This is a genomic window from Stomatohabitans albus, assembly GCF_036336025.1.
Lineage (GTDB): Bacteria > Actinomycetota > Nitriliruptoria > Euzebyales > Euzebyaceae > Stomatohabitans > Stomatohabitans albus.
In genome coordinates this window covers 155,879-176,727 of the sequence record NZ_JAYKKE010000002.1, presented here as the reverse complement: position 1 = coordinate 176,727, position 20,849 = coordinate 155,879, and the positions used below count along the sequence as shown (strand labels likewise).

19 protein-coding genes are annotated in these 20,849 nt (G+C 53.3%); 7 read left to right on the top strand and 12 right to left on the bottom strand.

All coding sequences use genetic code 11. The features are described from left to right. Positions 1 to 12: 12 nt before the first annotated feature. From sufU to VCU37_RS05745, 7 genes are all read right to left on the bottom strand, one after another. Entirely contained in the window at positions 13 to 474 is a 462-nt protein-coding gene (sufU, locus tag VCU37_RS05775; RefSeq protein WP_336249685.1) for a Fe-S cluster assembly sulfur transfer protein SufU, read from the bottom strand. Positions 475 to 492: 18 nt separating this feature from the next. Next, positions 493 to 1,719 (bottom strand): aminotransferase class V-fold PLP-dependent enzyme, encoded by a 1,227-nt coding sequence (locus VCU37_RS05770; RefSeq protein WP_336249684.1) that lies wholly within the window; start codon positions 1,717 to 1,719, stop codon positions 493 to 495. A 9-nt stretch (positions 1,720 to 1,728) separates the two neighbouring features. Further along, positions 1,729 to 2,460 carry a Fe-S cluster assembly ATPase SufC gene (gene sufC, locus VCU37_RS05765; protein ID WP_336249683.1) on the bottom strand — a complete coding sequence of 244 codons (732 nt, stop codon included), beginning with the start codon at positions 2,458 to 2,460 and terminating at the stop codon, positions 1,729 to 1,731. A gap of 36 nt (positions 2,461 to 2,496) precedes the next feature. After that, on the bottom strand, positions 2,497 to 3,711 hold the full coding sequence (locus VCU37_RS05760; RefSeq protein WP_336249682.1) for a SufB/SufD family protein: 1,215 nt from the start codon (positions 3,709 to 3,711) through the stop codon (positions 2,497 to 2,499). Continuing rightward, a complete protein-coding gene (gene sufB / locus VCU37_RS05755) occupies positions 3,711 to 5,129 on the bottom strand; it encodes a Fe-S cluster assembly protein SufB (RefSeq protein ID WP_336249681.1) in 1,419 nt (472 codons plus the stop codon). The genes VCU37_RS05760 and sufB overlap by 1 nt, the downstream gene beginning before the upstream one ends. Before the next feature lie 13 nt (positions 5,130 to 5,142). Next, on the bottom strand, positions 5,143 to 5,784 hold the full coding sequence (locus VCU37_RS05750) for a helix-turn-helix transcriptional regulator (protein ID WP_336249680.1): 642 nt from the start codon (positions 5,782 to 5,784) through the stop codon (positions 5,143 to 5,145). A 100-nt stretch (positions 5,785 to 5,884) separates the two neighbouring features. After that, complete coding sequence (locus VCU37_RS05745; protein ID WP_336249679.1) at positions 5,885 to 6,994, bottom strand: AI-2E family transporter; 1,110 nt, start codon at positions 6,992 to 6,994, stop codon at positions 5,885 to 5,887. A 56-nt stretch (positions 6,995 to 7,050) separates the two neighbouring features. On the opposite strand from VCU37_RS05745, the gene VCU37_RS05740 reads away from it, so the two are divergent. Beyond that, entirely contained in the window at positions 7,051 to 8,052 is a 1,002-nt protein-coding gene (locus tag VCU37_RS05740) for an NAD(P)H-quinone oxidoreductase (protein WP_336249678.1), read from the top strand. Between the two features lie 55 nt (positions 8,053 to 8,107). On the opposite strand, the gene VCU37_RS05735 is transcribed toward VCU37_RS05740, so the two are convergent. After that, on the bottom strand, positions 8,108 to 8,986 hold the full coding sequence (locus VCU37_RS05735) for a CPBP family intramembrane glutamic endopeptidase (protein WP_336249677.1): 879 nt from the start codon (positions 8,984 to 8,986) through the stop codon (positions 8,108 to 8,110). 93 nt (positions 8,987 to 9,079) lie between these two features. Between VCU37_RS05735 and VCU37_RS05730 the strand changes: the two genes are divergently transcribed. Further along, on the top strand, positions 9,080 to 10,381 hold the full coding sequence (locus VCU37_RS05730; RefSeq protein WP_336249676.1) for an acetyl-CoA hydrolase/transferase family protein: 1,302 nt from the start codon (positions 9,080 to 9,082) through the stop codon (positions 10,379 to 10,381). A gap of 79 nt (positions 10,382 to 10,460) precedes the next feature. Here the strand turns inward: VCU37_RS05730 and VCU37_RS05725 are convergent, their stop codons facing one another. Beyond that, positions 10,461 to 11,477 carry an L-threonylcarbamoyladenylate synthase gene (locus VCU37_RS05725; RefSeq protein ID WP_336249675.1) on the bottom strand — a complete coding sequence of 339 codons (1,017 nt, stop codon included), beginning with the start codon at positions 11,475 to 11,477 and terminating at the stop codon, positions 10,461 to 10,463. Between the two features lie 5 nt (positions 11,478 to 11,482). Next, positions 11,483 to 12,160: a hypothetical protein gene (locus tag VCU37_RS05720; RefSeq protein WP_336249674.1), complete on the bottom strand. Its 678-nt coding sequence runs from the start codon at positions 12,158 to 12,160 to the stop codon at positions 11,483 to 11,485. 155 nt (positions 12,161 to 12,315) lie between these two features. Between VCU37_RS05720 and infA the strand changes: the two genes are divergently transcribed. Then, the gene (infA, locus tag VCU37_RS05715) at positions 12,316 to 12,576 is read left to right on the top strand and encodes a translation initiation factor IF-1 (RefSeq protein WP_336250060.1); all 261 of its coding nucleotides are present in this window, start codon (positions 12,316 to 12,318) and stop codon (positions 12,574 to 12,576) included. Positions 12,577 to 12,592: 16 nt separating this feature from the next. Here infA and recD2 read toward each other — a convergent pair whose 3' ends face one another. Next, positions 12,593 to 14,719 (bottom strand): SF1B family DNA helicase RecD2, encoded by a 2,127-nt coding sequence (gene recD2 / locus VCU37_RS05710; protein ID WP_336249673.1) that lies wholly within the window; start codon positions 14,717 to 14,719, stop codon positions 12,593 to 12,595. Position 14,720: 1 nt separating this feature from the next. Beyond that, positions 14,721 to 15,824, bottom strand: a complete 1,104-nt coding sequence (locus tag VCU37_RS05705) for an App1 family protein (protein WP_336249672.1) — start codon at positions 15,822 to 15,824, stop codon at positions 14,721 to 14,723. A gap of 20 nt (positions 15,825 to 15,844) precedes the next feature. Between VCU37_RS05705 and malQ the strand changes: the two genes are divergently transcribed. From malQ to VCU37_RS05685, 4 genes are all read left to right on the top strand, one after another. Then, on the top strand, positions 15,845 to 17,941 hold the full coding sequence (gene malQ, locus VCU37_RS05700; protein WP_336249671.1) for a 4-alpha-glucanotransferase: 2,097 nt from the start codon (positions 15,845 to 15,847) through the stop codon (positions 17,939 to 17,941). Positions 17,942 to 18,009: 68 nt separating this feature from the next. After that, positions 18,010 to 18,432: a hypothetical protein gene (locus VCU37_RS05695; protein WP_336249670.1), complete on the top strand. Its 423-nt coding sequence runs from the start codon at positions 18,010 to 18,012 to the stop codon at positions 18,430 to 18,432. 87 nt (positions 18,433 to 18,519) lie between these two features. Beyond that, positions 18,520 to 19,044 carry a LysM peptidoglycan-binding domain-containing protein gene (locus VCU37_RS05690; protein ID WP_336249669.1) on the top strand — a complete coding sequence of 175 codons (525 nt, stop codon included), beginning with the start codon at positions 18,520 to 18,522 and terminating at the stop codon, positions 19,042 to 19,044. Positions 19,045 to 19,181: 137 nt separating this feature from the next. Continuing rightward, on the top strand, positions 19,182 to 20,807 hold the full coding sequence (locus VCU37_RS05685; protein WP_336249668.1) for a hypothetical protein: 1,626 nt from the start codon (positions 19,182 to 19,184) through the stop codon (positions 20,805 to 20,807). The last annotated feature ends 42 nt before the right edge of the window (positions 20,808 to 20,849 follow it).

Genomic DNA, 20,849 nt, shown 5'->3' with positions numbered 1-20,849 from the left:
TGTCCTCAATTCCTACTCGTCAATGGTCACGCTATTTGTTGTTCGTCCAGCTTGATAGGTGGTAATGGCATCTCGAAGTGCCATCCACCCCAATAACGCGCATTTCACCCGAACTGGAAACTTAGCTACTCCTGAAAAGGCGACGCCATCACCCAGGTCATCTTCCCGACGGATCGGCTCACCGTGCATCATTTCACGAAAGGCCTCAACGACGTCAAGGCTGTCTTCCATATCACGGCCAGTATTGGCCTGTGTCATCGTTGAGGCACTCGCCATCGAAATCGAACAGCCATCACCATCAAAGCCAAGGATCTTTAACTTCCCATCCTCAACACCCAACCAGAGGTCCAATTCATCACCGCACAATGGGTTTGCGTGATGAACATGCACATCGAAATGCTCAGGTTCGCCCCGCCCACGGGGTTGCTTGTAATGGTCCAAGATGAGCTCTTGGTACAAGTCTTCTAAAGCCATATTGTCCTACCTCTGCCATTAGGCGAAGAACGCTTGGGTAGCGCGAATCGCTTCGGCTAATCGATCAATATCTTCTGTCGTGGTGTACATCCCAAATGAGGCACGGGTAGTTGCAGCAACACCAAGTTCACGCACAAGTGGTTTAGCACAATGGTGGCCGACACGTACCGCAACCCCTTCACGGTCAATGACCGTACCAACGTCATGGGGGTGAATGCCATCAAGGGCAAAGCTCACCACCCCGCGATGTTGTGCCGTATCGAGGGAGCCATGAATCGTGACCCCCTCCAACTTACTTAAGACGTCAAGACAATAGGTGGTGATCATTGCATCATGCTCGGCAATGGCATCCATCCCAATCCCTTGCACGAATCGCACGGCTGCCGCCATACCAATGACTTCAGCGACAGGTGGTGTACCAGCTTCAAACTTCAGTGGCACCTCATTGAATGTGCTGCCTTCCAAACGCACATCCAAAATCATGTCACCACCACCGAGAAAGGGCGGCAATTCATCCAACCATGCCGGATCAGCACACAAGATGCCAATACCAAACGGGCCATAGAGCTTGTGTCCTGCAATCGCCAAGGCGTCAGCACCAAGCTGAGCCATATCCACCGGCAGGTGAGGCACCATCTGGGCACCATCAACGATGAGCTTCGCGTCCGGGTTGACTGATTTGAGTTTACGGCCCATTTCAGCGACAGGGACGACCGTACCTAACACATTGGATAACCCTGTAATTGTTAATCCCTTAACCCGACCGGTAGCAAGCACCTCATCAAAGGCTTGTTGGTCAATCAGACCATCTTCGGTGAATGGCAAGTAGACAATCTCAAAACCCGCTACTTGCGCAACAAGCTGCCACGGCACCATATTGGCGTGGTGTTCCATCACTGAACAAACGAGAATATCGCCTGGGCCCAAGGCAGTTCGTCCCCAGGTATGTGCAATCAGGTTGAGTGATTCGGTCGCATTTTTTGTGAAAACCACGCCACGGGGATCAGCGCCAACAAGGTTGGCGATAATCCCTCGAGCAGCTTCGTAGAGTTCGCTGGCTTCTTCACTCAGCGTATGCACCCCGCGGTGTACATTCGCATTGTGATAGCGATACACATCGTCCATCACATCTAAGACAACCGTCGGGGTTAAGGCTGAGGCACCTGAATCCAAGTAAACCAACGATTTCCCATGAACCTGACGGTTCAATGCGGGAAACTGACTACGAATAGCAGCAATATCCATTACCTTAGTTTAGGCGAATTGTTCGAAGCCTTCGGCCTCTAACTGGGCAGCAAGATCAGCGCTGCCGCTCTTGACAATACGACCGGCGCTCATCACGTGCACATTATCAGGTGTGATGTATTGCAAAATACGGGTGTAGTGCGTAATCAACATGACACCCAAGTCTGGGCCACGCTGGGCATTGATACCTTCACTCACCACACGTAACGCATCAACATCAAGCCCAGAGTCTGTTTCGTCGAGAATCGCAAAGGTTGGCTTGACCAGAGCCATTTGGAGGATTTCAAAGCGCTTCTTTTCGCCACCAGAGAAGCCTTCATTGACGTTACGTTCCAAGAACTCAGGATTCATCTTTAGGTTTTCCATCTCAACCTTGACTTTGTCCATGAATTCACGTACCCCGATAGGTTCATCATTCAATGTATTCATTGCGGTACGAAGGAAGTTCAGGGTAGAGACCCCAGGAATTTCTACCGGGTACTGCATGGCTAAGAACAGCCCAGCCAACGCACGGTCATCGGGGCCCGCATCGGTGAGATCTTCATCATCAATACGAATGGAGCCACCGGTGATTTCATAGGCAGGGTGACCGGCAACGGCATAGGCCAGTGTGGACTTACCGGACCCGTTTGGCCCCATAATTGCGTGGGTTTCGCCTTTATTAATCGTTAAATTGACGCCTTTAAGGATTTCCTTATCCTCGACCGTGACGTGTAGGTCTTCAATATGCAGGGTTGACATGTATAAAACTCCAATTCTGGGGTGATGCGTCAAACATCACTTCGCGATAACGGTGGAAATATCATCCATCAAAATGTCTGACAGGCCAGCAATGTCAATGTCATCAATAACTTCAGCTAAGAATGCCAAGACCAACATGCGTCGGGCCTCAATGCGATCAATGCCACGACTCTGCAGATAGAACAGCTGCACCTCGTCGATTTGACCAATTGATGAATGGTGGCCGCATGCGGTTACGTCAGCCGTACCAATTTCTAAGAAAGGCAAGCTGTCAGCGCGCCCATCACTCAAAATCAGGTTCGCATTTGACTCATCAGAAGACGTATTTTTTGCGTCAGGATCAATTTTGATCGTACCCACCCACGTGGCACGGCCCGCATCACAGATCACACCTTTATGGTTGTACTCACTCACCGAGTCACTCCCAACATGGTGAATAAGACTGCGATGTTCGATATGGTCCGTTCCCGTGGGGAGGTACACCCCCAGTAACTGTGCGTGGGCGCCACGACCAGCTAACTCCACGTCCGGTCGCACATACACATGGGCGCCCTTTAAGGAAACCTCAAGGTGGGTGAATGATGCGTCACGCCCTACTTGGGCTTTGTGAGTTGCCATATGGCTGATTGCCTCGCCAGCCCAATCTTGAGCAGTTACGAGGGTTAACTGTGAGGCATCTTGGAGTACCGTTTCAACCGCATTCAATACCGTTGTCTCATTGGCACCACCGTGCTGATCAACCACAACGGTCCCATTGGCTCCGGTCTCACTCACTACAAGTACCCACTGCACGGCAAGACCAGGTTCCGTTGTCGTGATATCAATAACGATTGGCTCACTGACTTCAGTGTTCTTGGCGAGATGAACAAGCACTCCGGTATTGAAGCGAGCCAATGTATTGGCAATGAAATAGTCGTGCTGGTCAGAAATTACGCTTCCCAGGTATTGAGTCACGAGTTCCTTGGGTGCTTCCTTCAGCGGTGCGATTGTTACACCGTCTGGGAGGTCGGCTGGAAGATGCACACTCGTATCAACAAGTTGAACAACGACAGCGTTGCCCGCTGCGTGATCAACGGTGGCTTGCGCCAAATGGCCAAGCTCCCCAGCGGGGCTGGATTTCGTAATAATCGGTAAATCCAGATCAAAGAACGCTGGGTCTGAGAACCGATAATCCTCGTCGTGGTTCGTTGGCTTTGCTAATGCACCAGAACGAATCTCGGCATCCGACTGATGGTCGTGGATCGTCGTCATTAGCCCACGCTCCCTTCCATATTGAGGCTAATAAGGCGGTTCAATTCCACGCTGTACTCCATTGGCAATTCCTTGCTGATGGGTTCTACGAATCCACGCACAATCATGGCACGCGCTTCCGTTTCACTAATACCGCGGCTCTGGAGGTAAAAGAGTTGATCTTCCCCGATGCGACTGACACTGGCCTCGTGCCCAATCTGCGCATCATCAGTAAGAATATTCATGTACGGATACGTGTCACTTGCCGCAAACTCATCAATGAGTAACGCATCGCAAACGGTCGATGCCTTCACGTTCTTCGCTTCCTTAGCTACGGCTAACAACCCACGATAGGTTGTACGACCTTTGCCTTGAGCGACTGACTTGCTCACAACCGTGGAGGTTGTATTTGGCGCAATATGCACCATCTTGGCCCCGTTATCTTGGTGCTGGCCATCGGCCGCCCACGCAATCGACAGCACTTCACCGTGGGCACCTTCACCCAAGAGGTGCACAGCAGGGTATTTCATCGTGACCTTGGACCCGATGTTGCCGTCAATCCATTCCATATTGGCATTGCGATAGGCATGGGCACGTTTGGTAACCAAGTTGTACACATTGGTCGACCAGTTCTGAATGGTCGAGTAGCGCACGGTCGCGCCTTCCTTCACAACAATCTCAACATTGGCTACGTGCAAGCTATCTGACTGGTAGATCGGTGCGGTGCATCCTTCAACGTAATGCACATATGAGCCAGGCTCAGCAATAATCAACGTGCGTTCAAACTGGCCCATATTCTCTTTGTTGATACGGAAATAGGCCTGAAGTGGGATATCTACCTTGGCGCCGGCAGGCACCACCACGAACGATCCACCGGACCACACCGCGGTATTTAGCGCGGCAAACTTGTTGTCATTGACCCCAATGACACTGCCAAAGTGCTCACGAAAGATGTCTTCATATTCACGAAGACCAGTATCGGTATCCACGAAGATCACCCCTTGGGCTTCTAAATCTTCACGGACCTTGTGATACACCACTTCGCTCTCATACTGGGCCGCAACCCCAGCGATCAACCGCTGTTGTTCGGCTTCGGGGATACCGAGTCGATCATAGGTTTCTTTAATCTCATCTGGGAGTTCATCCCACGTGGTGGCCTGTTTTTCAGTTGAACGCACAAAATAGTGAATGTCGTCAAAATCAATCTCGCCTAATTCGGCGCCCCAATGGGGCATCGGACGGCGATTAAAGGCTTCAAGACCATCAAGACGCATTTGTAGCATCCAGTCCGGTTCATCCTTAAGTTCGCTGATTCGACGTACAACGTCTTCGCTGAGACCTTTATCAAAGGTCGTAACTGGCTTGGTTTCATCATGCCAGCCATAGTCATAGGTCTTGGTCGTACCCAAGTCTTCTCGACTTGTGGAAGGGGTGGCCATGAACGCTCCTCTGTCAATCTTCCAACTTGAAATTGCATTCGCACATCAAGTCGCCATCTGCGATGGTGGTTGTGTAATCAAAGTCGATCTGTAAAAGGCGGGATAACTCGTCACGTTCAACGCTGCACATCGTCGCATTCGAGCGGGCAACATCAGCCCACGCACAGTGTCGGTGACGGAGTTTCAGACCTTCTTCGGTTTCTATCACTTGCGTTGGTTTGCCATTTTGAGTCATTAATTCAGCAATACGCTTCGCACGTTCACGCGGGTCATGTATTGCCGTGATTTCTTCCTCATATTCGGCCATTTCTGAACGGATGTAGGACGACAACAACGCATTCGTTTCTTGTTGCCCATGCGTATCCGTGAAATGTTGCACGAGATTGGCCGCAATCGTGGGGACATGTTCTTGAAATAACCGAAAACCCGTCTCGGTTAGTGTCCACTCCTCACTTGGGCGCCCCATCTTTCCATCGTGGCGAACCTGCCCCTTGACGAGCCCTTCAGCAGATAATTCACGCAGTTGGGCCCGTACGGCAGTCGCACTGATATCTAGAATCTCAGCCAATTCAGCGGCCGTCAACGCCGCTTCATACAGGTGATCTACGACCCGACCTTTAGCCGGGCCAAGTATCCCAACGACTGATTTTCTCATGGACTTAAGTATGTCAGAACTTTCGTAAATCGCAGGTTGGGCGGATCATTGACGAGCTCACCTCAGCGCTTACTCATCCAGTGATACCAATGCGGTATGGCTAGGGTGTCACCGTTGGGTCACCAGACGCTGAGGCACCCGCAAGGTGGTCACGAATCCCATAGGCTGCTGCCACAATAAAGGCCACAAGGGGTACTGCAATCAAAGCACCAATAACATCACCCACCGTTGCACCACCAATCACGCTGAGCAAGATTACGAGGGGATGGAGGTTAACGGCTTTCCCCATAATCCAGGGTTGGAGGACGACGGTTTCAAGTTGATTGATACCCAAGACAGCGACAGCCATTAGACACGCCGAGACGAGTCCGCCTGTAGCAAACGCAAGTAAGACAGCGACGGCACCGGTGATCAGCGCCCCAAGAATGGGAATCATGGCTCCGAGCAATACAAAGAGCCCTAATGGAACTGCAAGCTGTAATCCGAGAAGATGGGCTGCTGTCCCAATCCAAATACCCTCAAGTACCGCGATACCTGCTTGAAAGCGGACGTAAGAGACAACTCCAACCCACCCGTATTGGGCACCAATATCGATCGTTTCTTGAGTTCCTTGAGGCAGTAGCGTTACAAGGAACCGCCAAATTGCAGCGCCTTGGTAGATGAAAAAGAACCCGGCGAACAAGGTGATGATAATGCCTGTCACTGCGGCTGATGCGCCAGAACCTATAGCGAAAATCTGGTTTGCAACGTCAGCGGTATGCGCTTCAATGCGGCCAGCTATGGCCGCTCCAATGGTATGGAGATTGATGGGTGGTACTGGGATGGGGAGACTGTTGCGTTGAACCTCGATAAACATGTCCAGGTCCTTAGCCGCATTCATCGCTTGATCCCAAATCCCGTCAAATCCTTTAAATAGTTGTTCGATCACCACGACAAGTAGCCACCCGAAGGCTGTGATGGCACTGAGAAAGGTGATGATCGTGGCAGCGAGACGGCGAACGCCACGATCAACGAGTACCCGGACAATAGGGTTTAGTAGGCCAGCAAGAAACCCAGCGGCAACGAGTGGAACCCATAGCAATACAACCTGGCTCAACCCGTAGATCACAACCGCAGCAAGGGCGATCAAAATCAGGATCCGCCAAGCCCAAGCCGCAGCAATTTCCAAACGCTCAGGAACATGGTGAGTCGTGTCTGGTTTGGTGTCCAAAAGAATGATCTCCTACCCTTTGGGGTACAGCTTAGTAGACGAGTGAGGAGACGCAGATGAAGGGCATACTCGCCATCGATGATCGGCCGGTGTGGACTGATGTGACTAATCCAGTAGTACAACCGGGCAAAGTACTCATTCGCGTTGGGGCGGCTGGCGTGAATCGTGCCGATTTATTGCAGGTTCGGGGTATGTATCCCCCGCCACCGGGTGAGAGTGAAATTATTGGCCTTGAATGTGCCGGTGTTGTTGACGCCGTTGGTGATGGGGTTACCCGCTTTAGCCCTGGTGATAGGGTTTGTGCCCTTGTCCCTGGTGGTGCCATAGCGGAGTACTGTCTGGCTGATGAGCAAACAGTTATGACGATCCCTGGTGGGCTGAGCGTTGTCGAAGCAGCCAGCATTGTTGAAACCTGGGCGACCGTGTGGGATAACGTTGCCCTACGTGCAGGACTTGCCCAAGATCAATGGTTACTTGTCCATGGTGGTACATCGGGGATTGGTTCGACGGCCATACAAGCCGCACACCTCCTTGGTGCCAAGATTGTCACCACTGGAAGTAACGACGATAAGTGCGCGACCGCGACCGCAATGGGGTCTGACCAGACAATCAATTACAACCAGGTCCTGATTGATGACCCTGAACATGGTTTAGCAACCGCAATCAGCCGTGTAACTGGTGGACATGGGGTCGATGTGATTCTTGATCACATCGGTGCGTCCTACTATGACCAGCACATTGAGGCGTTGCGACCAGGTGGACGTATGGTGTTCATCGGGTTCTTGAGTGGACACAAGATACAGACATCACTCGTACCCTTGCTGATGAAACGCCTCACGCTCATCGGGTCAACGTTACGCAATCGCAACCTAGATGAGCGCGGGAGTTTGTGCCTCATATTGGAAAGTGATGTGTGGCCCGCCTTTGAACGTGGTGAGGCCAAACCCGTTATTCATGCGGTCTTACCGGTCACCGAAATCGAAACTGCCCATCAAATGCTTCGAGAAGGTAGCCACGTAGGCAAAATAGTGCTCACGATTGATGGCACCATCGCCTAACCTTATCGCCGAATCGCTGCGTGTGGTCCGTTTGTTGGGTCACACGCAGTTGGGTTTAAGGCAGCATTTGGCCCAATACCAAGGAGATAACCACCATCGAATTATTCATAATATGGGCCCAAATGGATGCGCCAAGGCGATTGGTTTTGATCATCCAGAACCCAATTACAAGTCCTAAGATGAGGATTTGAATGATGCCGCTGAGCATTGCGGCTGGTTCAATGTCGATTAACAAAAAATTGGGTAGGTGGGGAACGGTAAAGAGGAGCGCCGAAATGACAAGGGCAACCCAGGTGTTGACCTTGCGCGAGAGGGCGTTGAGAATAATCCCTCGAAAGATCATTTCTTCGGCAATGGGGACAACGATACCAATGGCTAAGCCAGCACCAATAGCTTGAAGGGGAGAAATATCACTTGGCCAAATAGCGCTGTTCAGGTTGGCTGAATCTTCAGGTGAGAGTTGAAACACACTTGAGAGCACCACTCCCGTGGCAATGCTGATCAATGTGGCCCCAACACCCCACAAGAGGTCAGTCTTTTTAAAGGACCACTTCATGAACGTGGCAGGGGTTCGATTACCTCTATACGACCACCACCATGCCATCAGAATGGTGCTGATTGAGACTGGCCAAATCACACTGATAAGCATGTTCGGGTCATTTTGACGCAGTGCGGTCAAATCGGCTTTGGTGACAACCGCATACACGATCGTGGCAATCAACCCGATAACAAGTTGGGCAACCGCGAATATAACGATGCCCATCACCACGTCTAGCCACGGGTTACCAATTACCTCAGGAACAGGTGTGGAATCGGCAGTTGACACCGCTTCGGGGTGCGATGGCGAGCCTTCTCCGCGCACGTCTGTGTGACTGGGATCACCCCAGGACCACTCTGGTTCATCTGTATTGGTAAATCGTTCACTGATAGGCATGGGAAAAGCATAGGCCTTGAGGACGGATTGTGACGGGCCTTTTACCGGCCGTTGGAATTGATTATCGTTCGTTTGCTCGGCAGTCTTAAGCTCATGACTAATGCACTCAAGCCTAAATTGATTAGCCCAGAGCAACTTGCATCGGCGGTGGGACGTCTCCCAGAAAACCCACGTGTCGTAGTGAGTGGTAACTTCTCCGTGCCTTGGAGCACCCTTAAAGCATTTAGCGAATACCAAGAGCACTTTACGTTAAACATGTTGCACGCCCCCAAAGGGGTGGTGATGCATGATGGGGTCACTCCAGAAACCAGCTTTGTTGGCCCTGGTCTGCGCGGGCATCCCAACTTGCAGTATGTTCCTAGCCGCTTATCGATGGTGCCGCTCTTGTTCTTGCACGGTCACCTCCCTGTCGACGTCGTGATCGCCAATATTTCGGTACCTGTTGATGGCAAAGTGTCCCTCGGTGCTGAAGTCAATGTGATGGTTGGTGCTATTGAAGCGTGCAAGCGTCGTGGCGGGTTATTAATTGGTCAGGTTAACCGTCATATGCCCTACACCTTTGGTGATGGTGAGTTCAGCATTGACGACTTTGACATCCTTGTTGAAGCTGATGATGAGCTTGGCCACAGCGCCCCTTGGGATGATCACAAGGGTGGCCACGGGTCCAAGATGATCACCAATGACAAGATTGACCCCGAAGCAAGTGCTGATGCCATTGCGGATAACGTAGCTCGCCGGATAGAAAATGGGATGTACCTCCAAATGGGTATCGGTGACATCCCAGACCGAGTGTTGGCTCGCTTGAAGCGTCACCGCAATATGAAGATTTGGACAGAAATGTTCTCCGACGGAGTCCTTGGCTTGGAACGTAACGGGGTACTCGACCCAAGTTTCAGGATTATGTCTACATTTATTAATGGCAGCCGTGAATTGATGGACTGGGTGCACTTAAATGATCGGGTGCGCATCATGCGTACCGAGACCATCAATAACCCTGGCAATATCATGAAGAACCCTGGCCAGATCTCCATCAATACGGCCCTTCAGATTGATATTCGGGACCGCGCGAACGCAGCCCGTGTCGGTACAAAAATTATCTCAGGATTCGGTGGCTCGACCGACTTCATCGTGGGTGCAGTGCACTCCCATGGCGGCCAATCCATTATGGCGTTGCGCTCCTGGCACCCCAAGATTGACCAATCAACGATTGTGCCGCGTATCGAAAGCCCAGTAACGAGTTCAATGCACTCGGCTGTGATTACCGAACACGGTGTCGCAGAGATCACCGGCGCTACCCAAGACCAAAAAGCACGTAACCTCATTGAACATGCGGCCCATCCAGCCGCTCGAGATTGGTTACGTGAGGAAGGTCAAAAGGAAGGGCTTAACATCTAACGGTATAGCTTTCCTTGACCGAAAGGCGGCCCCATGGGGTCGCCTTTTAGCGAGAAGGCCAACGGCTTACAAGCGCACCTTATTCACGTCCAGCGGCCCGCCGAAGCCGATCCATGACCGCTCGCCCGATACCGGTGGTACCCACACTTTCAATGACCACTACTTCAACACCCATGTCATCGGCCTGTCGCAAGTAGCCATACAGATTCTTGGCCAAATCTTCGGGTGTATTCCACGTTCCTAACACGTGCATACGGCGATGGGTTCGTACCCCAATCGATGGGTCACTTGCGGTGACCAATCCAACTGACCGTACTTTTGATAACCACTGGTGTGCCATATCCCAGCCACCCCCGATGGGGCTCAGCAGCACCCGTGCGGTGGGCTGATAATGCGCAAAGCGTGTCCCAGGACTGCGTTCAATTGCGGCAGGTGCTTCCTGATCAGCAGCATGCAGCCATGGGGCTAAATCTTCACGGCTGATCTTCCCTTCGCGTAACACCGTAGGGTGTGTTCCGCGCACATCAATAACGGTGCTCTCAATACCAATAGCACTCGGACCACCATCAACAATCCAGTCCAACCCATGTGGAAAATCCCGCATGACGTGGGCTGCAGTTGTGGGTGATGGGCGACCAGAGAGGTTCGCTGAAGGACCGACGAGTGGAACCCCAGCCTGGGCGATCAATACCCGCGCAACCAAATGGCTTGGACATCGCACGGCCACGCTGTCTAGCCCAGCCGTCACCACTGACGGAACATCCTTTCGGACAGGAAGCACAAGGGTGAGGGGTCCTGGCCAAAACGTATCGATAAGGGTTTGTGCCACCGGAGATACGGAATTGGCAACCCATTCAACCTGGTGTGGCGCAGCGAGATGCACAATCAGAGGATTATCTGCCGGCCGTCCCTTGGCGGTAAATACCCGCTCAACCGCACGAGCATTGAACGCATCCGCACCCAGCCCGTACACCGTTTCAGTAGGGAACGCGACAAGACCACCACGTTCAAGCGCCCGAGCTGGTGCAGTCAACATGGTCCGGAGTAACGCCTCTTCTGCCTCGGGCAATACCTTTACAACAGCGGTTTCACCCATCAGTGTTATTCCTCATCTTCATCGTATTCCTCAGTCACAATCTGATGGATAACCCCATCTGGCCGTGCTGGTTCAGGTGGAGGGGTCTCAGCATGAACTGGGGTTCTTGGCATGGGTGGACGCATCGCGGCAGCCGCCATTGCAGCCGCAGCCTGGGCATCAAAAATCGACTCCAAGCGAACCCGGCAGGCGGTCAGTAAATCGCCAGGCAAACTATCATCGGTCAAGGCAGAACAAATCACATTGTCTAAGCGCTCCATACGCACTTCTTCGGTGAAGGACGTATCCAAGGCCACATGGCGCAACCGAGCAAGCCAGCGTGCCTGGTTGTTCAGTTGGAGGTCATCAGCAAGATCGCGCAGGGCCTCATACAACGGCTGGGCCTGGCTTGGGCCTTCTCCGAGTTCAACGGAGAGACGATCAAGCACCATTTGGAGTCCCGCCACCAAGTCTTCTTGTTCAACTGGCGCATTGCCCTCATCAGGCCTACGAGCCGTGGCCCGAACCGATGGCTTCGCAATCAGCCGCATACATTCAGCCTGAATAGCTCGGGCTTGATCGAGGGATGACGGGCTTTGTAGACATGCCCGTAAATCAGCAGCCCACAAATCCAAGCCGGCCGCATCAAAGGCGTCAGCAAGGTGGGTTACAAGGCGGGGGGTACGAAAAGCAGAGGTCGACATGAACCCAACCAGGTTAGGTTGTCGGATCGTCCGCTACACTGGTCGACTGATCTGCCCGTTAACGGCCGGGAGCTGGCCAAAGGGGAAGAAGACAGAAGGAGTACCTAATGGCCCGCCGTCGTTCGGGACGTCGCCCGTCCCAATCACGCAAGTTTATTGATGAAGAGACCCGCGCAAAGCGTGAGGCTCGCGCAGGAAGTGCGAAGGAAGAAGCCCTCGAGTTGGAGGGCACCGTCACCGAAGCGCTCCCAAACACCATGTTCAAAATTGAACTCGAAAACGGTATTGAAATCCTTGGACACATTAGCGGCAAGATGCGCAAGCACTACATCCGTATTTTGCCTGGCGACCGAGTAACCGTTGAAGTGAGCCCCTATGACTTAACCCGTGGGCGTATTACCTACCGATACAAGTAACAACATCTCCAGCCGTTTAAAACGGTGGACGATGCGCCTGGCTGACCCGTTGAACCAGCCAGGTTTTTCGTGCTTGCAACCCTCCGTCGGCTCGTTTGGCAGCCTGTTCAAGCAAGTGCGGTTTACCCACAATCAAGAGGCCTTCGCGTGCACGCGTTGCAGCGGTATAGACAAGTTCACGGGTCAACATATGGTTCTGCGAGGGGTCCAGGACCAACACGACAACCGGCCACTCCCCGCCTTGGGATTTGTGGACAGTCAATGCCCAGGCAGGCATCAGCGTATTCGTTTGTTCCCCCTCAAAGGTGCGCTCCCCGTGTGTAAATGCAACCGTCACAATGCGCTCTCGTGCCATTGCGCCCACCACGGTGCCCACATCACCGTTTGATACATCCAACTCCGGGTCGTTGCGCGTAACAACTACCCGGTCCCCTTCACGCCAGTGCGCATCATGTGCACCTTGTTCAGCCGGATTCAACGTCTGGCGTAATACCTTATTTAACTGGTCTACGCCCGCAGGACCCTTGTACATGGCACTGAGCACTTGTACTTGGTCTGAATGACACCCGAAATAGGCAGGGGCACGCTCTTTAACAATCACCGCTACCCGATCAGCGAGCGCATTAGTGTCAACCGGAACGGCGAAAACATCCGTTTGTTTTCCGACAACTGGGGTCACGGTTCCCGTGTTAATTTCATGGGCGAGGGTCACGATTCTGCTTTGAGCGGCTTGACGGTGCACCGTAGTCAACCGTGTCAGCGTGATATTTGGGATTTGCCCTAAATCACGTAGCACCGCACCAGGCCCGATGGGGGGCAGTTGGTCAGCATCCCCAACAAGTAGTACTCGTGTCCCTGGCCCAACGGCAGCAAAGAGCGCATCGGTTAAAAAGACATCAGCCATTGACCACTCGTCACAAATAATCAAATCTGCCTCTATCGGATTGGCGTTATCACGCCCCCAAATAAACCCACCGCCATCATCAGGGCGTGCTTCAAGCAGCCGATGGACGGTAGTTGCGGTCATGCCGGTAAGTTCTTCCATTCGTTTTGCTGCCCGGCCAGTCGGGGCACACATGGCAACGGTCCAATCCGCCGCTTGAGCCTGGGCCACAACTTGGCGAATGGTCGTTGTTTTGCCCGTTCCTGGCCCACCGGTCAGCACCGTGAGTCGTTCCCGCAATACAGCCTGAACCCCTTGTCCTTGCTCATCGGTCAGCATGGGATCAATTTCAATACGCTCAACCGGATGAACCGGTGGAGATGAGATGAACTGGGCAATACGATCAGCGACGCGTCTTTCAACCGTGGCCAAACGTTCCGGACTTACCACACCATCAGCCACCGGCACAATGAAACCTGCCGTAACCGCAGCACGCATACCTGCATCGGCCAGCCCAGCACCCAGGATGCCCGGCAATGCCCGAACCACCTCATCACGCGCGATCACCGTGTGCCCGTGGGCTGCACATCGTCGTCGAATATAGTCATACGTGCCTGCCGCTAAACGCCGAGGGTCATCTAGCGCGATCCCCGCTCCACGCCCGAGAGCATCCAATTGCTTCCAAGATATTCCTTGTATATCCAAGAGCTGGTAGGGGTCTGTTTCAATGATTGTGAGTGCGTCAACGGTATAGGTACTAGCAACTGTTTTCGCAACGGTTGGCCCTATTCCAACCTGTGCAAGGCGCGCAATGATGGCCGGTAACAGTCCCGCTTCACGCCACGTTTGACCAATGCGTTGGGCAAGTGCTTCACTAACGCCATCAACTTCATCAGCGAGACGTTCAGGCTCAGTAGTGAGAACCTCATCAAGGGTGTCTGGAAAGGTATCGGTGATCCGTCGGGCGAGAACGGTACCGACACCTTTAAACCGGTCTGATGCCAGAAACTTCACCATGCCATCACGAGTGGAGGGCATCGTCAGCTCGTACCACTGCGCTGCAAAGGTTGGCCCATATTTCGGGTGGTCGTTCCACCCCCCGATCAAGACCACGTGTTGCCCTGCGGTGAGATCCGCCAAGGGGCCGGTTGCTTTGAATGCGTCACCGTCTTCATCTTTGGCGAGTACCACCGCGAACTGGCCATCTCCCCCGGCCCAGAGCACACGGGAGATGGTGGCATCTAAACGGTCGGTATCCATATCACGATTCTGAGGATGGGTCCCCTGGTTGGGGACATCGACTATCGTTGCGCCAATGACGGTAGGCTGCGGCTAATGCATAGCCGTCAGGGCCATGAATGGTTGGAACTGCATCGTTAGACGTGGCAATGATGGGTGGTTGATTGCGCACATTTGCTCCACCGGGAGGAACTGGCTGCCCGTGGATCAGGGCGTGTTCCACCGGGGTCAGTTCACGGATACCAATCATCGCAACGTGGTCGGGATGCTGACGCGCAAACTCGTTATAGACCATGGCATCATGTTGGCCATCATCACCAACTAATATCCATTTAATTTGAGGGAAATCCTTCACCAAACGTGCCAGTGACTTACGTTTATGGTCAAGCCCTGAGCGGAACCATCCCGTCGTGGTTGTGCCCCAGTCGGTCATCAACATCATGCCCGATGGGAACTGATGGTGGTGTAAGAAGCGCTGTAAGAATGGCACCGTATTAAATGCACCCGTGGATAAGTAGACCACTGGCGCAAATGGGTGGTCCTGCAATATCTGCCGATACCAGGTTCCCATACCGGGTACGACATCTCTTGCTTCTTCAGTTAACACAAAGGCGTTGTAGGCGGCGATAAATGGGCGCGGAAGGTGGGTGATAATGACGGTGTCATCAATATCGCTTAACAATCCCACACGTGACTTTGGGTTAAGAATATAGATGCGTGCAGCACCAGAAATATCAGCCGTGGTCCGGACTCGAACGGTATGCCACCCTGGGACCAGCCCGTGCCCATGAACCATCAAATCAAAATATCCGTCACGGTCTGTTCGTGTCCGAAGGGTGCGTTTACCCACCTGAATCTCTATGGCCGCGTTGGCCATCGGTGCTGTAATAAACTGCCGCCACCCACGGGCATGTTTAGGTACCTCAACGTCGGTTGATTCTTGGTGCCAAATATGGCGGTCATCCATGCGTCCCAAGAGCACCCGGCCCATGACCTGCACCTTTTCTCCATCGCCTAATCCCGGATAGACCTGCGGATGGGGCACCCAACCTTGTTGGCGTAACCGCTGCGTTAACCGCTGATTGAGGTGGGTGGCAATGCGATAGGCATAGTGGACAGTGGACATGACGTACTAACTTAGGGCAAATGAATCCTGCTGCTCCATCTCGCCAAGTTTTAGAACATCTTGCATCCTTACACCACGTGGGTACGTCCTATGACAATTGGCGAGGGGAACCGGTCACCGTCGCTGACGAGGTAATCATTCGTATCCTTGGTGCCTTAGGGGTTGATGCCTCCACCCAACAATCTGCTGAACAAGCTATTACCGAAGCAGCATTGGCACCGTGGCGAAATGTTATGGCCCCAACGGTGGTTGCACGGCAAGGGTGGACCCCATGGGTCCGCGTACATGTGCCACACGGCAGTGCGGTATCGCTCACTGCCCGACTTGAAGATGGCAGCCTTCGCCCAGTCCGTCAAGTGGATTGGTGGGAAGATCCCCGTGAGGTCGACGGCAAATTAATTGGTGTGGCCACGTTTGAGTTAGACGGTGATCTACCGCCTGGTTCGCACTACCTGATTGCCGAAGGCGACGCCATCGCGACGACGGAATCCGTGTTGATCATTAGTCCTGCTCGACTCAATGTCCTTGGTGACCGCCGCGTCCTTGGCATTGCCGCCCAGCTCTACCAGCTTCGTGATGATGTCAGTTGGGGCATCGGTGATATGCGCCATCTTGATGCCTTGATGGGCCAGGCACACCAGTGGAATGCTGACTTTGTGCTCGTCAACCCCATTCACGCAGGTGTTCGTGAACCAGAATTTGAAGATAGCCCCTATCGACCAGCGTCACGCCAATTCCGTGACCCGCTCCTCATTGATTTGGATGGCCCTGAGTTCATCATTACCCATGAGTCGGTCAAGGCGACCATTGCAGACATACACGCCAAAGCTACGGCGCTGAACACGGCGGACCGTATCGACCGTAAAGCCGTATGGTCCCTGAAACGTCAAGCGCTATGGGAGCTGTTTGTTACTGATTCCTTCGACCAAGCTCAGTTTTCACGCTACGCCATACAGCAACGGCAAGGCTTGATTGATTGGGCTACCTGGTCAGCATTAACGGAGCATTTTGATGCCCTTTGGCCAGATTGGCCCAGTGAGTACAAAGACCCACGCTCATCCAAGGTGGCACGGTTCAGAAAAACCCACACGCAGGAGGTGCGATTCCATCAGTGGCTGCAATGGGTCATTGATACCCAGCTTGATCGCCTTAACCAGACGAACTCCCTTGATGTCGGGGTCATGCATGACTTGGCCGTTGGTGTTCACCCAGGGGGTGCCGATTCGTGGCTATTGGGTGAAGCAATGGTCCGTAATGCCAGCGTGGGTGCTCCCCCAGATCATTACAACGCCCTTGGTCAAGATTGGTCTCAGCCACCATTGAACCCCGTAAAACTGGCTGAAATGGGATACACACCCTGGCGTGATCTTGTCCGCGGGGTTATGCGTCATGCCGGTGCACTCAGAATCGATCACATATTAGGTATGTTCCGGCAGTGGTGGATTCCTGCTGGGTGTACGCCCACAGAGGGCACCTATGTCTACTTTGATCCTGAAGCCATGCTTGGGGTGCTCGTCCTTGAGGCTGAACGTGCTGGGGTCATCTTGGTCGGAGAAGATTTGGGCACACTACCAGCAAATGCTCGCCAGATGCTTGATGAGCGAGGGCTGGCGGGTACCGATATTTCTTGGTTCACCCAAGGCTGGGGGCGCCCTGCCAACCCTCAGCACTATCGCCAGGTTGCCCTTGCCATGGTGTCTACACACGACATGATGCCCAATGCAGGATTGTTACGACTCGAACATGTTGAGCTTCGGGCACGACTCAACCTCCTGACCCAATCCTTGGACGAAGAACGAGAGACTGAACAAGCCGCCATTGACCAGGTTCGTGCAGCCATGGTTGAGGATGGGTACCTCGAACATCCCGATGTGGACACCACCACATTCATCGTGGCGCTACATCGCTGGGTTGCTCAAGGCGCTAGCCAGCTCTTTGCCGTTTCACTTGCAGATCTAGCGGGAGATCGGCGAGCCATTAACGTGCCTGGAACAAATCAGACCCAGTATCCCAATTGGCGACTTCCCTTGTGCAACGACGCTGGTCAACCCATAGATCTCACGAACCTTGCTGACCTGCCGTTGGCCAACGCCATTATGGAGGCTTCACAGCGCTGAAGATAAATCGCGGTGAAAATCGTTTTACTTCCGACAACTCAGCACCGCCGTAGCACACACTGCATGCAATGCTCATCGAGGATTGTTTGTTAATTCGTCTTCCGGTCACACCCGGTTCATGGGCCGAAGACATTCCCCCCGTACCAGATGGTTTTCAAGCCACACTGGTCTTTGGGCATTTAGATGACGCCATTAACCATGCCGAAACAATGGGCGAGTTGGGGTACACAGTTGCTGGGGTGGGCATTGACCATGCCGGAGCACCGGCAGATGACCCCTTTGCAGACATCATGATCGAACGTCGCCTTGCAAATGCTTATCCGCGTTGGCGTGACGGCCTCATGCATCACGGCGCAAAGGTCTATGACCTTTCAATGGGTCCCGTTCAACGAGTCTTTGCCGCTGCGATTGCCGCCCATACCCCCCAATGGGGCGGAAACCATCGGTTGCGGCAACACCATATCCCCGTGTATTTACGTCCGCTTACCTAACAGACGACGTTTTCGGTGTGCGTAGTGGACAGGCCACCACATTTCTAGGTAACGTCGTTGGGTGGAAAACATCAGCTTGGAGGGCAGATGAGCGAGAACAAACAAGCAAAACCAACAATTGCATGGGCACGTGTCATCTTTGTTGGTTTCATTATTGTGGTGGCCTTTTCAATTGGCCGGTTCTCAACAACATTCGGTCCGGATCTACAACAAACGATCAACGATCTGACCGAGGAAAATGCCCTCTTGAAGGCGTCTACCATCCGTAAAGATGGTGAAATTGAGCAGTGCCGCAAGCTTGTCTACTCGCTTGACGGTTCGCTCGCAGGGGTCGAAAATCCGGGCGAAACGAACAACACAACAAACGCCGATGGTGAGTCGGTGCGCACGTATCTCGTGAAAGAAAACGACACATTAAGTTCTATTGCCAATACGGTTTACGCTAATTCTCAGTTATTCGGTGCGATCCGTGACGCGAATAACATTAGTGCTGCGAACCCCTTACGTGTTGGGAGTGAAATTATCATTCCACCGTTAGAGGAAGCCGTCTCTAAAGCCAACGATGAAGAACGTAAGAGTGAAGATGATTCAAGTGAACCTTCCAAAGAGTAGATCAGGTCACTACATTGGCTAACTAGAGTTAGATTTCTCTCATAACACTACGATCGTCACCGTCCGATAACTCATTTCAACTGCATAGCTATATCCGTCGTGTGCTGGCCTTCCAGCCCATTCCTTAGGAGCCCATCATGACCAATGATGTCAATGCCCCAACGCCCATCGATGCAGGCGAAACCCCAGCCGTACCTGAGGCGCTTTCATCTACCCCGGCAGACGCACCTGCGTCTCAGGCTAGTACTGAGGAACCAAGACCGACGCCAGCCGCGAACGAGACAATAGACCAACCTGAATCTCTACCTTCTTCCGCTGCTGAGGTGTCCAATGCTGAGGCAGAACCAAACGCGCAACGTGAGGATACCGTCACACCTGACGCCCCATCGCAAACCGGTGATACCGCTGTGCCGTCATCTCCTTCACAATCTGACTCAGAGACATCGGGAGAGCCTGAAAAACCAAAGAAAAAACCGCGTAAGAAAAAGAAGAAGCCAGCCGGCCCGACTCCCGCTCAAGTTCTTCAGCGCATAGGCACCTCAACGGAGGCGGCTATGGCCTATGTGGCCGCTCCTGAGCAGGCATGGCAAAAACTCAGTAGCGGTTTTTTGGAAGAACTGATAACTGATCTACCGCCTGTTACCGCAGCTGCGTTGCTGGGGCCCGAAGCGTTGTGTCGTCACTTCCTTGCGAGTGCGGCCACTGGTCGCTATCGCGACTTATTCTATTTGTGGGACTTGTTTAAAGCGTATCCGGAACAGTGCAAGCCAATTTTGATGAGTCGAACCGAAGCCCAGGAGCGGGCAAAACACAAGTTGCGCGTAGCCACTGAATTTGGCTTGATTGGCTCAGCGAATCGGGTAGCAGAAGACATCGACCGAGCCCAAGGCCTGCCGTGGAATTGGATTCGTGAGATTCTTCTTGACGTTGGGCCTCTCATCGCCCAGCGCCCCGCGGTGATTGCTGCCCTATGGCGTAAGGACCCGGATTGGGTCATTGACCTCCCCGAAGAACCGGATCAGCGCTGGCTGAGTGAAGCAGCCGCCCTACATGCCCATAGTGAGCCGGTTCCCGAAGCCATTGAGGCGATATTAGGCCAACATCTCGATAGTTTGCCGACCACACCATCAACCCTTGCCTTGGCAGCTCAGCATCACCCTGATCGCGTCGGCGTGCTGCTTGAACGTATCGACCCTGACGCACCTGATGTAGTGGCAACGGTGCGGTGGGCTCGTGACCATGGCCACGATGTATCGGCCAAACTCTTTGCCCACCTTGAGGCAGTAGCCCAGGACAATCGGGCGAAGGCCGCTGCGCTCTGGGCTGAATGGACAGCCGGTGGTATCGCACCCGAAACCTTGCCTGATGCCTTACTCGCCCCCAATTTGGAGGGATTGGATATTGGGGCGCCAGAAACATGGGATCTTGCGGCCATTCTGGTGGACCGCGGAGTAGCTATTGACGCCCAAGCCATTGTGGATGGTGTCGCCGCAACAAACCGGCAAGTCGCTGAAAAGGCCTATGAGGCTGCGGTCTGTGCGGGATTTGCTGAAGTGCATCTCCCTGCCGGATTAGCGTCTAATCCTAATATCAAAGCTGATGCGCGCTGTCCCAAATGCGCCGCGTGGACATGGGTACGCCCCAAACACGAAACACGCTGCCCACGGTCAGCGAAAACGTTGGACGAACCGGCGGCTACTCCCCCAGCTCCGGCAGCACAAGCCGTTGATACGCCTTCACCAGACACTCCACTATCCCAATAACACTTTTGCACCGTCGGCTTCCGAGCCGACGGTTGTGTATCC